At 72.7% G+C, this 12,841-nt stretch carries 14 protein-coding genes; 7 read left to right on the forward strand and 7 right to left on the reverse strand.

The features are described 5' to 3' along the window. The gene (locus ACNYS0_RS36085; protein WP_422479896.1) at positions 1 to 828 is read right to left on the reverse strand and encodes a transporter substrate-binding domain-containing protein; all 828 of its coding nucleotides are present in this window, start codon (positions 826 to 828) and stop codon (positions 1 to 3) included. Positions 829 to 962: 134 nt separating this feature from the next. Here ACNYS0_RS36085 and ACNYS0_RS36090 point away from each other — a divergent pair, with 134 nt between their 5' ends. Continuing rightward, on the forward strand, positions 963 to 1,577 hold the full coding sequence (locus ACNYS0_RS36090; protein ID WP_422479898.1) for a nucleotidyltransferase domain-containing protein: 615 nt from the start codon (positions 963 to 965) through the stop codon (positions 1,575 to 1,577). Positions 1,578 to 1,581: 4 nt separating this feature from the next. Here ACNYS0_RS36090 and ACNYS0_RS36095 read toward each other — a convergent pair whose 3' ends face one another. The 3 genes from ACNYS0_RS36095 to ACNYS0_RS36105 all read right to left on the reverse strand — a co-directional run bounded on the left by ACNYS0_RS36095 (position 1,582) and on the right by ACNYS0_RS36105 (position 4,321). Beyond that, positions 1,582 to 2,760 (reverse strand): globin domain-containing protein, encoded by a 1,179-nt coding sequence (locus ACNYS0_RS36095; protein ID WP_422479900.1) that lies wholly within the window; start codon positions 2,758 to 2,760, stop codon positions 1,582 to 1,584. Between the two features lie 109 nt (positions 2,761 to 2,869). Then, positions 2,870 to 3,313, reverse strand: a complete 444-nt coding sequence (locus ACNYS0_RS36100; RefSeq protein ID WP_422479902.1) for an RrF2 family transcriptional regulator — start codon at positions 3,311 to 3,313, stop codon at positions 2,870 to 2,872. Positions 3,314 to 3,349: 36 nt separating this feature from the next. Then, positions 3,350 to 4,321, reverse strand: coding sequence for a LysR family transcriptional regulator (locus tag ACNYS0_RS36105; protein WP_422479904.1), 972 nt, complete (start codon positions 4,319 to 4,321; stop codon positions 3,350 to 3,352). A 199-nt stretch (positions 4,322 to 4,520) separates the two neighbouring features. Here ACNYS0_RS36105 and ACNYS0_RS36110 point away from each other — a divergent pair, with 199 nt between their 5' ends. From ACNYS0_RS36110 to ACNYS0_RS36120, 3 genes are all read left to right on the forward strand, one after another. Further along, a complete protein-coding gene (locus tag ACNYS0_RS36110) occupies positions 4,521 to 5,369 on the forward strand; it encodes a transporter substrate-binding domain-containing protein (protein WP_422482866.1) in 849 nt (282 codons plus the stop codon). A 62-nt stretch (positions 5,370 to 5,431) separates the two neighbouring features. Continuing rightward, entirely contained in the window at positions 5,432 to 6,220 is a 789-nt protein-coding gene (locus ACNYS0_RS36115) for an amino acid ABC transporter permease (protein WP_422434403.1), read from the forward strand. 61 nt (positions 6,221 to 6,281) lie between these two features. Further along, the gene (locus ACNYS0_RS36120) at positions 6,282 to 7,055 is read left to right on the forward strand and encodes an amino acid ABC transporter ATP-binding protein (protein WP_422482867.1); all 774 of its coding nucleotides are present in this window, start codon (positions 6,282 to 6,284) and stop codon (positions 7,053 to 7,055) included. A gap of 10 nt (positions 7,056 to 7,065) precedes the next feature. On the opposite strand, the gene ACNYS0_RS36125 is transcribed toward ACNYS0_RS36120, so the two are convergent. Further along, positions 7,066 to 8,118, reverse strand: a complete 1,053-nt coding sequence (locus ACNYS0_RS36125) for an Lrp/AsnC family transcriptional regulator (protein WP_422479906.1) — start codon at positions 8,116 to 8,118, stop codon at positions 7,066 to 7,068. Between the two features lie 181 nt (positions 8,119 to 8,299). On the opposite strand from ACNYS0_RS36125, the gene ACNYS0_RS36130 reads away from it, so the two are divergent. Next, positions 8,300 to 10,243, forward strand: a complete 1,944-nt coding sequence (locus ACNYS0_RS36130) for an ATP-binding protein (RefSeq protein ID WP_422479908.1) — start codon at positions 8,300 to 8,302, stop codon at positions 10,241 to 10,243. A gap of 25 nt (positions 10,244 to 10,268) precedes the next feature. On the opposite strand, the gene ACNYS0_RS36135 is transcribed toward ACNYS0_RS36130, so the two are convergent. Beyond that, positions 10,269 to 10,628 carry a nuclear transport factor 2 family protein gene (locus ACNYS0_RS36135; protein ID WP_422479910.1) on the reverse strand — a complete coding sequence of 120 codons (360 nt, stop codon included), beginning with the start codon at positions 10,626 to 10,628 and terminating at the stop codon, positions 10,269 to 10,271. A 118-nt stretch (positions 10,629 to 10,746) separates the two neighbouring features. Between ACNYS0_RS36135 and ACNYS0_RS36140 the strand changes: the two genes are divergently transcribed. Together ACNYS0_RS36140 and ACNYS0_RS36145 are read left to right on the forward strand one after the other, a co-directional pair. Then, the gene (locus tag ACNYS0_RS36140; RefSeq protein WP_422479912.1) at positions 10,747 to 11,559 is read left to right on the forward strand and encodes a helix-turn-helix domain-containing protein; all 813 of its coding nucleotides are present in this window, start codon (positions 10,747 to 10,749) and stop codon (positions 11,557 to 11,559) included. Positions 11,560 to 11,589: 30 nt separating this feature from the next. Then, the gene (locus ACNYS0_RS36145; protein ID WP_422479914.1) at positions 11,590 to 12,072 is read left to right on the forward strand and encodes a nuclear transport factor 2 family protein; all 483 of its coding nucleotides are present in this window, start codon (positions 11,590 to 11,592) and stop codon (positions 12,070 to 12,072) included. A 15-nt stretch (positions 12,073 to 12,087) separates the two neighbouring features. Here ACNYS0_RS36145 and aztA read toward each other — a convergent pair whose 3' ends face one another. Further along, a complete protein-coding gene (aztA, locus tag ACNYS0_RS36150; RefSeq protein WP_422479916.1) occupies positions 12,088 to 12,831 on the reverse strand; it encodes a zinc ABC transporter ATP-binding protein AztA in 744 nt (247 codons plus the stop codon). Positions 12,832 to 12,841 lie beyond the last annotated feature (10 nt).

Raw genomic sequence — 12,841 nt, forward strand, 5'->3', positions numbered from 1 at the left:
TCAGTCCAGCCACTCCGACTCGTACTTCTCGTACGTGCCGTCGTGCGTCGCCAGGTGCACGAACTGGTCGACGTAACCGTGGAAGTCACGGTCGCCGCGCGGCGTCGCGTAGGCCTTCTCCGCGAACGAGAACGGCTTGTCGGGGTGGATCGAGCACAGCTCGGGGTGGAGCTTGGACTGGTAGAGCGTCTCGCTCGCGTCCGTCATCATGACGTCCGCCCGGCCCGCCACGATCTCGTCGAAGATCGTGCGGTTGTCCGGGTGGAGCTTGATGGTGGCGTTCTTGATGTGCGCCCGGGCGAACTGCTCGTTCGTGCCACCGGGATTGACGATGACGGTCGTCCCGGCCTGGTCGATGTCCTTCAGCGTCTGGTACTTGTCCTTGTCCTCGCACCGCACGATCGGCGTCTTGCCGTCCTCGCGGGTCGGCTCGCTGAAGTACACCTGGCGGGCGCGCGGCAGCGTGATCGAGACACCGCCGACGGCGACGTCGCACTTGCCCGCCGACAGGTCCGTGGCGATGTTCGCCCACGTGGTGTCCACCCACTGGGCCTTGGCGTCCAGACTCTTGGCCAGGTCCTTCGCCATGTCGATGTCGATGCCGCTGTACGAGCCGTCCTGGGGGTCCTTGTACGTGAACGGCTTGTAGTCGCCGGTCGTGCACACGCGCAGGACACCGGACTTCGGCACCGAGTCGAGCAGGCTCGCCTTCTTGCCCGCGGAGGTGTGCACCGCCGACGGCGCGGCGGGAGCGGCGGCGGTCAGGCCGAGCAGGCAGACCAGGGCGGACAGGGTGGCGACACGTTGTCTGGACGCGCGGCGGCTCATCGCGACTACTCCTCGGCAGTTGGTTGCAGGCTGAACGGATCGTCCAGCGGCTCACCCTGCCAGAAGAGTTCACACCGGTGAAGCCGGTGTCCACGGCTCGGTCAGGGCACCGGCCGGACGGGAGAATCGTGCGCATGAGACGACTCCGAGCACCGTTCGATCCCTGGGACCCCGCTCCCTTGAGCGAGGTCGTGGCCCGGTTCGGGGGCATCGAGGAACCCTGGTGGGTGGCCGGCGGGGTCGCGGTCGAGCTGGCCGTGGGGCGGGTGCTGCGCGAGCACGGCGACATCGACGTCATGCTGCTGCGACGTGACCAGCGCCTGGCCCACCGGGTCCTGGACGGCTGGGAGTTGTGGGCGGCGGACCCGCCGGGCAGCCTGCGCCCGTGGGAGCGGGGCGAGCTGCTCCCGGCGGGCGTGCACGACATCTGGTGCCGCCCCGCCGGTGACACCCGCTGGCGCGTCCAGCTCATGCTGGAGGAGTCCGAGGGCGGGGAGTGGGTGTCGCGCCGGGATCCGCGCGTGCGGCGGCCGCTGGACGCCCTGGGGTTCGTCACGGAGGACGGCACGCCCGTCGTCGCCCCGGAGGTGCAGCTCCACTACAAGGCCAAGGGGCCGCGGCCCAAGGACGAGACGGACTTCGAGGCTGCGCTGCCCGTCCTCGGCGCGGGGCAGCGCCGGTGGCTCGCCGATGCGCTCACCACGACGTACGGGGACGGCCACCCGTGGCGGCAGCGGCTGCTCGGCTGACCTGTCAGGCCGTCGCGGCCAGCCACAGGTCCGGGCCGAACACCTCGTAGTGGAGGTCGGCGGCGGCCACGCCCTTGGCGAGCAACTGCTCGCGCATCGCGCGCATGAAGGGCAGCGGACCGCACAGGTACGCGCGCGTGCCGGGTGCGACGGGCACCTCCGCGAGATCGGCGCGGCCCGTGCGCCCGCCGGCCGGGACCCCTTCCTCGTACCAGAACGCGGCGGTGGCGTCGGGGAGTTTGGCGGCGAGGGCCGCGTGCTCGGTGCGCAGCGCGTGCGTGCCGGGGGAGCGGTCGGCGTGCACGACGGTGACCGGGCCCGCGTGCCGCGCGGCCACCAGGTCCTCCAGCATGGCGAGGATCGGGGTGCAGCCGATACCGGCGGACGCGAGCAGCAGGGGCGCCTCGTCGGCGGGCAGGACGAGGTCGCCGTACGGTGCCGAGACCCGCAGCCGGTCGCCCTCGCGCACGCGCGCGTGCAGGTGGTTCGACACCTCGCCGTCGGTGACCCGCTTGACGGCGATGGACCGCCCGGTGGCGGCGGGCGCGCCGGTGAGGCTGTACTGGCGTATCTGCCGTGCCCCGTCCGGGAGTTCGACCTGCACGGACACGTACTGGCCCGCCCTGAACGCGGGTGCGGGGGCGCCGTCGGCAGGACGCAGCAGGAAGGACGCGACGTCGGGCGTCTCCTCGGCGCGGGACACCACCTCCCACTCCCGCCAGACGTCGCCGTCGACCGCGCCCCGCTCCGCGTAGAGCCGCTGCTCGATCGCGATGAGGGCGTTCGCCATCAGCCAGTACACCTCGTCCCAGGCGGCGGCGACCTCCGGGGTGACGGCGTCGCCGAGGACCTCGGCGACGGCCTCGAAGAGATGCTGGTGCACGACCGGGTACTGCTCGGCGCGCACGCCGAGGGAGGCGTGCTTGTGCGCGATGCGGGCCAGCATCACGTCGGGCCGGTCGTCCGGACGGTTCACGAGGTGGCCGGCGAACGCGGCGATCGAACCGGCGAGGGCCTGGCGCTGGGTGCCGGCCGCCTGGTTGCCGCGGTTGAACAGGTCGCGCAGCAGCTCGGGGTGGGCCGCGAACAGCTTCTCGTAGAAGAGGCCGGTGATGTCCTCGATGGCGGCGCCCACGGCGGGGAGGGTGGCGCGAACGACGGTGGCCGACCGGTCGGTGAGCATCGGCAGGGCTCCTTAATATGACTCTCAGATGCATATTCAAGCGCGCGGGTGTTTCCCGGCTTGAGGGGGGTGGGTCGCGGGCGGCTGCCCGGTACTCATGGTGCCGGGGTCAGCCCGTCCCGGGAGGGGGCGAAAGGGCCACGAGCAAGGGGCCGGTCGGGGCCTTGACGAGATCGGTGAGGGTGAGCGGGTCGAGCGCCGCGAAGAACACCTCCTGCGCCTCGCGCAGCGCACCCCGCAGCCGGCAGGCCGAACGCAGCGGGCAGGGTGTCGTCCCCTCGCACTCCACGACGTCCCCGGGGCCCTCCAGTTCGCGCACGAGGGTCCCGACGGAGGCGGCCCGCCCGGCCCCGGTGAGCGCGAGCCCGCCGCCCCGGCCGCGCCGCGCCTCGACGAGCCCCATCCGCTGGAGCTTGGCGACGACCTTCGCGGTGTGCGTGTACGGCATCTCCATGGCGCCCGCCACCTCGCGGGTGGTGGGCAGCTCGCCCTCCTCGACCGCGAGGCGCATCAGTACGCGCAGGGCGAGATCCGTGAATCGCGTCAACCGCATGGACGCAGGTTATTGATGTTGCATTTGAAAGACAAATTAAACGGCGGTCGGTTCCGCTGTCGGCTCCGCGGCCGTCGCCGCCTCGCTCAGCGTCCGCAACAGCAGTGCGGTGACCGGCGCCGCCTCGTGCCCTTCGAGGACGAAGGCCGACACGCGGCGCCCGAGCGTCGGGGCGAGCGGGCGGGCCACGACCCCGGTGTGCCGCAGGAGCGGCAGCGCCATGCCGGGCACCAGCGCGGTGCCCGCCCCGGCGGCCACCAGGCCCTGGACCGCGAGGGTGTCGTCGGTGGTGAAGGCGATGTCCGGCGCGAACCCGGCCCGCGCGCACGCGGCGACGAAGTGGCCACGGCAGCGTCGGCATCCGGCTATCCAGCGTTCCCGCTCCAGCAGGCCGAGGTCCACGCGGCCGCTCTCCGCGAGGGCGTGGTCGGCGGGGAGAAGCGCCATCAGCGGGTCGTCGAGCAAGGGGAGCCCGGTCAGCCCCTCCTCGCCGTCCCGGTGTCCAGGGTGGTCGGAGCCGTCTGCGTCTTCTGCGTCTTCTGTGTCGTCCGGGTCGCTCGGGGAGAAGGCGAGCGCCAGATCGCACCGACCCTCGCGCAGCGCGCGCAGCGAGTCCGGTGGCTCCTCCTCAAGGAGCTCCACACGGATGCCGGGATGGGAGGCGGCGAGGCGGGCGACGGTCGCCGGAAGCAGCGTGGCGTTCGCGGCGGGGAAGGCGCAGACCCGCACGCGCCCCGATTCCAGGCGTGTGATCGCCTTCAGCTGGCCGTGCGCCGTCTCGATGGAGCTGAGGATGCCCGTGGCGTGCCGGGCGAGCACCTGCCCGGCGTCCGTGAGCCGCAGCCCGCGCCCCGCACGGACGAACAGCGGCGTGCCCGCGGCGCGTTCGAGCGCCTTCATCTGCTGGCTGATGGCGGGCTGCGTGTATCCGAGGTCCCGCGCCGTCGCCGCGTAGGAGCCCGTGCGCACGACCTCGGCGAACGTCTGGATGTGCCGCGAGTCAAACATGCGTACAAGCTATGGAGTTCATCCCGCAAGTCAAGATCGGAAAGCGTTTCTTGGGGTGGGCAAAGAAATGCGATGTAGACCTTGCCGCGCCCGTGCGTCACTGTGTCCGAACCCCATGTTTTCCGAGGTCAGTGCCGGTCCCGCACCCCGGACCGACGTGCTCTCGGCCCCGCCCGTGCCGCGCCTCGCCGGCCCCTCCATGTCCCAGGGAAGCACCGTGACCTCAACCGCACGCCTCGCCCGCCGCTGTGTCCCGCTCGCCGTCGCGGCCTGCCTCGTGACCCTGACGACCTCGTGCAGCAAGAGCGCCGATGTCACGACGACCGAGGGCGGAGTGAAGCTGGTCCACAAGGGCAAGCTGACGACCTGTACGCACCTGCCGTACGCGCCCTTCCAGTCGGAGAAGAACGGCAAGGTCGTCGGCTTCGACGTCTCCCTGATCGACCTCGTGGCCAAGCAGCTCGGGGTGAAGCAGGACATCATCGACAAGTCCTTCGAGACCATCAAGACCGGGGCCGACCTCAACGCGGGCCTGTGCGACGTCGCCGCGGCCGGCATGACCATCACGCCCGAGCGCAAGCAGAACCTCGACTTCTCCGACCCCTACTTCGACGCTGACCAAGCGCTGCTCGCCCGCAAGGGGGTCGACGCGAAGACCCTCGACGACATCAAGGGCGGCAAGCTGAAGCTGGGCTCCCAGGCCGCCACCACCGGCGAGGACCTGGCCCACAAGAAGGGCGTCGACTCCCAGTCCTTCGAGAGCTCCGACGCCGAACTCAACGGGCTGCGCACCGGCCAGGTCGACGTGATCGTCCAGGACTACCCGGTCGTCCAGAACTGGCTCAAGGACTCCGCGGTCAAGGAGAAGTTCACGCTCCTCGGCACCGTCCCGACCGGTGAGGAGTACGGCTTCGCCGTGAAGAAGGGCGGCAACCCGAAGCTGCTCGCCGCGGTCAACAAGGCGATCGGCCGGGCCAAGAAGGACGGCACGTACAAGAAGCTGTACGAGCAGTGGATCGGCCCGATGCCGAAGGGCGCCGACAAGTGAGTTCCGTGAAATCGCCTTCGGTGGGCGGCGGTTCGGGGGGAGAGGCCACGCCCCGCAAGCGGATGTCGCCGCGCCGCAGGCGCAAGGTGACGCAAGCCGTCCAGTACGCGGTCCTCGCCGTCGCCGTGGTGCTCGCGGCGACGCTCGCCGACTGGGGGCAGCTCCAGCACCAGTTCCTCGAACCGTCCGTGGCCCGCCGGATGTTCCCGGACCTGATCACGACCGCGCTGGTCAACACGGTGATCTACACCCTCACCGGGTTCGGTGTCGGCCTCGTGCTCGGTCTGGTCATCGCCCTGATGCGGCTGTCGTCGGTGGCCCCCTACCGGTGGCTCGCCTCCATCTACATCGAGTTCTTCCGCGGCCTGCCCGCCCTGCTGATCTTCATCTTCATCGGCGTCGGCGTGCCCCTCGCCTTCCCCGGCACCGCCCTGCCCGGCGGTGTCTACGGGCAGGTGGCCATCGCCCTCGGCCTGGTCGCCGCGGCGTACATGGCCGAGACGATCAGGGCCGGCATCCAGGCCGTGCCCCGCGGCCAGATGGAGGCCGCCCGCACCCTCGGCATGTCGCGGACGCTGGCGATGCGCTCGATCGTGATCCCGCAGGCCTTCCGGATCATCGTGCCGCCGCTCACCAACGAACTGGTCCTGCTGTTCAAGGACTCCTCGCTGGTCCTCTTCCTCGGTGTCTCCCTGGAGACGCGCGAACTCACCAAGTTCGGCCGGGACCTGGCCGGCGAGACCGCCAACAGCACCCCCATCTTCGTCGCGGGCCTGTGCTATCTCCTCGTCACCGTCCCCCTGGGCTACCTGGTGCGCCGCCTCGAGGCGCGGCACGCGAAGGCCAGGTGAGCGGGGGATGACAGGTGACACCAAGGACGCACGGAACGGCACCGAGGACGAGGACACAGGCATGACCGCGGCCATCGAGATCCAGGGACTGCACAAGTCGTTCGGCGACCTGGAGGTGCTGCGCGGCATCGACTTCACCGTCGCGCACGGCGAGGTGGTGTGTGTCATCGGCCCCTCGGGTTCCGGCAAGTCCACGCTGCTGCGCTGCACCAACCTGCTGGAGGAGCCCACGTCCGGGCGGGTGGTGGTGGCCGGCGCCGACCTCACCGACCCGGACCTCGACATCGACCGCGTACGCCGCCGGATCGGCATGGTCTTCCAGCAGTTCAACCTCTTCCCGCACCTGAACGTCCTGGAGAACCTCACCATCGCGCAGCGCCGGGTCCTCGGGCGGGACCGGGCGGAGGCGGAGCGGACGGGGCGCGCCAACCTCGAACGGGTCGGTCTCGCCGAGAAGGAGACCAGCTATCCGTCCCAGCTCTCCGGCGGCCAGCAGCAGCGCGTCGCCATCGCCCGCGCCCTGTCGATGGGGCCCGAGCTGATGCTGTTCGACGAGCCGACCAGCGCGCTCGACCCGGAGCTGGTCGGCGATGTGCTCGCCGTGATGCGCTCGCTCGCCGACGAGGGCATGACGATGATGGTCGTCACCCACGAGATGGGCTTCGCCCGCGAGGTCGCGGACCGCGTCGTGTTCATGGACGGCGGAGTGGTCGTCGAGGAGGGCACCCCCGACGAGGTGCTCGGCAACCCCCGCCACGAGCGCACCCGTTCGTTCCTCGCGCGGGTCGTGAACCCGGGGGACGCGCCGCCTGCGGACGTGGAGCCGGGGAAGTAGCCCGCGCCGTTCAGCCGGCGAGCGGGTCCGTTCCCCACAGGTCGGGCGGCACAAGGCGTTCCCGCGTCCCGTCAGGACCCAGGATCTGCGCGCCCAGTTTCTGGATGCGCAGGGCCAGGGTCGTCCCGGCGACCCGGACCGAGGGGACCGTGCGACTCAACCGTTCGGTGTACTCGGCGAGTTGGGCGGGAGAACGGAGCCAGGCGCACACCAGGAGATTGTGCGGGCCCGTCACGGACGACACGTTGCGGGTCCCGCGCTGGCGCAGTACCGCCGCGGCGGTCTGGGCGGCCTGTTCCGGAGGCACGTCCAGGTACAGGAAGCCGAGCAGCGGCCGGGGCGTGAACCGGGGCGCGAGCTTGACCACGTAGTGGAGGTCCGAGCGGCTCTCAAGGCGGTCGAGGCGCCGTCGCGCCGTCGCCTCGCTGAGCCCGCACGCCTTGGCGAGGGCCGTCGTGCCGAGCCGGGCGTCACCGGCCATGGCGTGCAGCAGGGCGCGGTCGGTGGCGTCCGGCATCCCGTCCTGCGGTGTGCCGCCGGACGAGAGGCGCGGGGCCAGCGAGGCCACCTTCCTGCGCAGGTCCGGGCCGAGCTGGTGGAGGTGGAGCGGGGAGACCGGGCCGTGCATCCTGGTGACCAGGTCGGCGCGGGTGGCCCGGACTCCGGGGAGCGCATGCACCCGCTCGCCCAGATGGCGGTCGAGGGCCGCGGTGTCGTAACAGGTGTGGAAGACCAACAGGTCGGCCGCACCCGCCAGACGCACCACGCACAGGGTGCCCGGATCGCGGGCGAGTTCGGCGGCGGTGGCCGCGATGCCGCCCGCCGTGCAGCGCACCTGGATCCACGCGGAGCACAGGGTCGTCCCGCCGCCGCGAACGGCGTCCGGCAGGACGCCGCTCCACGCGATGCCCGCCTCCGTCAGCCGCGCCCAGTGCCGGGCGAGAGTGCCCGCGGAGTGGCCGATCCCCTCCGCCAACTGCGCCCAGCTGGCGCGCGGCGCGAGCTGGAGTGCATGGATCAGCGTCAGATCCGCCTCCGAAACGGCGAATTCGCCTGTTCTCACGGCTCTCCCTGGTGAATCCGCGCATATGCCACGCGCTCTTTCACTACAGAGTAACCATGGGTTGCGCGGCGCGCCGGATGCGTCACCAGTCGCCGGACGATAGGGGGCGCAGTACTCAGGGAAGTACACGCCGCAGTGGTCGTCCATCGGAACGCGAAACTCTGCGAGGGTGTGGGTCGGCATGGCTGAAGGGCAGTTGAAGGGGCGTGAGCGCGAACTGGCGGCGCTGCTCACGCGGTTGGCGTCCTGGCGACTGGTGTCCCTGGTGGGGCCCTCGGGGGCGGGCAGGACCCGGCTCGCGCGGGAGGCCGTCGAGCACGTACGTGCGCGTGGCCGGCGCGAAGTGGTGTGGGAATCGGGGGCCGGGCTCGACGCGAGTGTGCTGGCCGGGGTCGGGGCCCGGCTGCGGCACCGGCTCGGCGTCCGGCCGGGGCGGCACCTGCGTGCGCGCCCGTTGCTCGTCCTGGACGACTGGGAGCACCTCGGTGGCGCGGGCACCGACCTGCTCGCCGCGCTCCTCGAGGACGTGCCGGGGCTCACCGTGCTGCGCATCTCCGACCGGCCGAGCTGGCTGCGCGGTGAGGCGGTGCAGCGGCTGCCGCCGCTGAGCGCGAGCGCCGCCGTCGGGCTGCTCGCCGACGCCGCGGGCGGCCGGCTCCTGACCGATCCCGACACCGCCACCCGGGCCACCGCCCTCGCCCGTCGCCTGGACGGGCTGCCCGGCGCGCTCCTGGACGCCGGGCGGCGGCTGCGCGGCCCTGAGGAGCTGGCGGTGGTGGAGCGCCGCCCGTACAGCTCGCGGGCGCTGGCGGCCGCCGAGCGGTCCTACGCGCGCAGCACCCGCGGCGAGCGTCAACTCCTGCGCCGAATCGCCGTGTTCGAGGCGGAGTTCGACCTGCGGGCGGTGCGCGAGGTGTGTGCCTCGGGGGCGCTGCCCGCCGCACGGATCCCGGTCCTGATGGAGCGGGTCGCACCCTTCGCTCTCGTGCCGGGCCGCGAGGGGGACCCCGCAGGCGGGCCGCGGTCACGGCTCACCGGGCCGATGCGCGAGGTGTGCCTGCGCGCACTGGAGGCGGCGGGGGAGCGCTGGGCGCTCGACCTGCACCACCGGGCGTGGTGCGCCCGGCTCGCCCGGCGGGCCGCCGAGTACTGGAGCCGGGGCCGCCAGCGGGAGGCGCGCGCCCTCGTGCTGCGCCAACTCCCCGACCTCCAGCGGGCGATGGACCCCCGCACGGGCCCCCTCTCCGCGGCGGCGGAGGCGGGCGTCGCCCTCGACACCGTGGTTCACCTCTGGTTCCTGTGGGTCGCGTGCGGCCGGGCCCGGGAGGGGCGGGCGGCGCTGCGGCGGGTGCTGCGCCCGCACCGGGACCCGGTCCCCGGCCGTGCCTGGTGGCTCGCCGGATACCTGGAGCTGCTGTGCGACGACGACGAAGCCGCCGAGGTCGCCCTCCTGGACGGCCGGCTCGCGGCCGAGCGGGACGGCGACGAGCGCTGCCTCGGCCTGCTCGACCACGCCCGGGGCGTCGCCGCGCTGCGCCAAGGACGGGCCCGCGAGGCGGCCGAGGCGTTCCGGTCGGCCATCGAACTCCTCGGCGAGTCACCGGGGTTCGGGCCCGGAGGCGCCGGGAACCGGGCGGCCCTGGCGCTCGCCCTGGTCCGTACGGACCCGGAGGCCGCGCAGGAACTGGTGCTGCCGAGGTCGGGGGCGGCCGAGGTGCACGACCCGTGGGCCGAGGCCTGGCTCGGGCACGCGCAGGCCGAGCTGCTGCGGTGGGAGGGCGGCCCGCTGGAGGTCGCCGCCGAGGAGGCGGGCCGCGCGCTGCACAGCCACCTCGCCCACGACGACACGGAGGGCGCCGCGTGCACCGCCGAACTCGCCGCGGACATCGCGGCGGCCCGCGGCCGGGCCACTCTGGCCGCCGAACTGCTGCGCAGTGCGGACGAGTTGCGGGGCGCGGGCCCGCGTGCGGCCGCGTACTGCGCACCGGTCCGCCGTCGCGCGGAGGCGGCGCTGCCCTCCCCGGCCGGCCCCCGGCGGTCGATGCCCAGGCGCGCCGCGGCCGCCGTGGCCCGGGGGCGCGCCGGGACGAGGAGGGGCTCCGACGCCCGCGCGGCCGGCCCGTGAGGTGTCCGGCCGGGGCGGTGCGGTGTCAGGCCGCCGGCACCTTGTCCAGGAAGCCTCGCACGTCCTGGATCCGGCCCGCCTCGTCCAGGACGAGCACATCGAACCCGATCACCGGCGGCTCGGCCCCCTCGGGACCCAGGCCCCACTGGAACCGCAACTGCCGGTGGTGGGCGTCCACGTCGCCGACTGCGGTGAACACAAAGCCCGGGAACTGCTCGTGCACTCCCTCGATCAGCGCGACGAGCGCGGTGTGGCCCGCCACCTCGGCCAGCGGGTCGGTGTAGGTGGCGTCGGACGCCCAGTGCTCGGCGACGAGCTTCGTGAGCTGCTCACCCCGCGCGTTCCAGGTGGCGAGGTAGGCGTCGACGGCGTGGTGTGCGGTCATGGTGGAACCTCCGGTGTGCCGTGGTGTGCTGACGTCCACCACACTGGCCGCACCGCGGCGCGGGCTCCATGACCTCAGAGGTCATGGAGGGCGCGCCCCGTCGCCGTACGCTGCCGTCATGAGCACCCTCGTGGACTCCCTCGCCCCGTCGGACACCCCGGACGCCCGCACGGTCGGCCCGCTGCTGCGCGGCTGGCGCGAACGCCGCCGCTTCAGCCAGCAGGAGCTGTCCAACCGCTCCGCCGTCTCCACCCGGCACCTCAGCCGCGTCGAGACCGGCAGGGCGCACCCGACGCCCGAGATGATCCTGCACCTGGCGGACCACCTGGACGTGCCGCTGCGCGCCCGCAACCAGCTGCTCCTCGCGGGCGGTTACGCCCCGCACTACCGCGACCGGGACCTGGCGGACGCCTCGCTCGCGGTCGTCATGGACGGGCTGCGGGGGCTCCTCGACGCCCATATGCCCTACCCGGCCCTGCTGTTGGACACCTACTGGGACGTCGTCGACGCCAACGACGGCGTGGCGGCGCTGCTCGAAGGGTGTGCGCCCCGGCTCCTCGAACCCCCGATCAACGTCATCCGGCTGTGCGTGCACGAGCAGGGTCTGGCCCCGAGGATCCGCAACTTCACGGAGTGGGCCTCCCACCTGCACCACCAGCTGGTCCACCGCGCCGAACGCACCCATGACCCGCGGCACTTCGCGCTGGCCGATGAGACCGCGCGACACCTTGCCGAGGTGCCCCGTACCGCTCCCACGGGCAGCCCCGTCCTCACGCTGGAACTCACCGTGCCGGACGCCGCACCGCTGCGGTTCTTCAGCACCTCCGCGCAGCTCACCACGCCCGCCGACGCGGCGCTCGAAGGGCTGCACCTGGAGACGTTCCTGCCGGCGGACGACGCGACGCGGAGCCGCTTCGAAAACAACTCGTAGGCGCACGGGCCTTCTTGGTAGGACTGGCACATGATCGAGGAAGACGCGCCGGACGGACTCGGCCCACTGGAACGCCTGTTGGCGGAGCGCTCCTGCGAGCGGCTGATCCTGGAGTTCGTGCGCCGTCTCGATCTCGGGGACCCGGGCACGGTCTGCGAGCTCTTCACCCCCGACGGCGTCTGGGAGTGGCCCCACGACGGCCGCAGGATCGAGGGCAGGGAGGCCCTGCGCGCCTACTTCGGCGGCCGCCCGGCCGACCGCCTGTCCCGGCGGATGTGCACGAACATCCTGGTCACCCTCGACTCACCGGACACCGCCACGGCCATCACGTACTTCGCCACCTACCGGGTCGACGGCCACACCGGTGACGCGGTCGTCCCGTCCCGGCCGCCCGCGAACGTCGGGCACTACGAAGACACCTTCCGCAGGACGGACGGCCACTGGCGCATGGCGAGCCGGACACTGGTCCTCCCCTTCGGCGGGCCGACCGAACACGTGGGCCGCACCCGGTGAATCGCGCGCCCGGGGTCACGCGGGCTGCCAGACCCGGGCGAGCGCCGACTCGGTGAGCACCTCCTCGGGCGGCCCCTGTCCGGCGAGGTGCCCGTCGCGCAGCAGCAGGCAGAGGTCCGCCGCGCGTGCGGCTTCGAGGTCGTGGGTGGCCTGCACGACGGTCACGCCCTCGTCCGCGAGCCCTGAGAGCAGCGCCCCGATCCGGTCGCGGGCCTGCGGGTCGAGACCCGTGGTCGGCTCGTCGAGGAGCAGCAGGTCGGACTCCTGGGCGAGCCCCTGTGCGATCAGCGTGCGCTGCCGCTGACCGCCCGACAGCTCGCCCAACTGCTGTGCGGCGAGGTCCCCGATGCCGAGCCGGTCGAGCGCGGCCTCGACGGCGGCCCGGTCCCGGCGCCCCGGGCGGCGCCACGCCCCGAGCCCGCCCCAGCGCCCCATCTCCACCGTCTGACGCACGGTCAGGGGAAGCATGTCCCCGACGGCGCCGCGCTGCGGGACGAAGGCCGGCCGCCGCTCTCCGCGATGCCGCACCTCTCCCGATGTGGGGCGGATCACACCGGCCACCACGCCGAGCAGCGTCGACTTCCCGCTGCCGTTCGGGCCGACGAGCGCGACGCTCGCCAACACGGGTATGTGCGCGGTGAGTTGGTGGAGAACTTGGCGTCCTGGATAGCCGGCGCAGACATCGGTGAGGTGCACGCGGCCGTCCCCGTTCCGCTGCGGGGAGGGCGGGGCAGTCGGTTTGTTGAACATGATTGTCATTGTAATGTCC

This window comes from Streptomyces anthophorae (assembly GCF_049310305.1).
GTDB lineage: Bacteria > Actinomycetota > Actinomycetes > Streptomycetales > Streptomycetaceae > Streptomyces.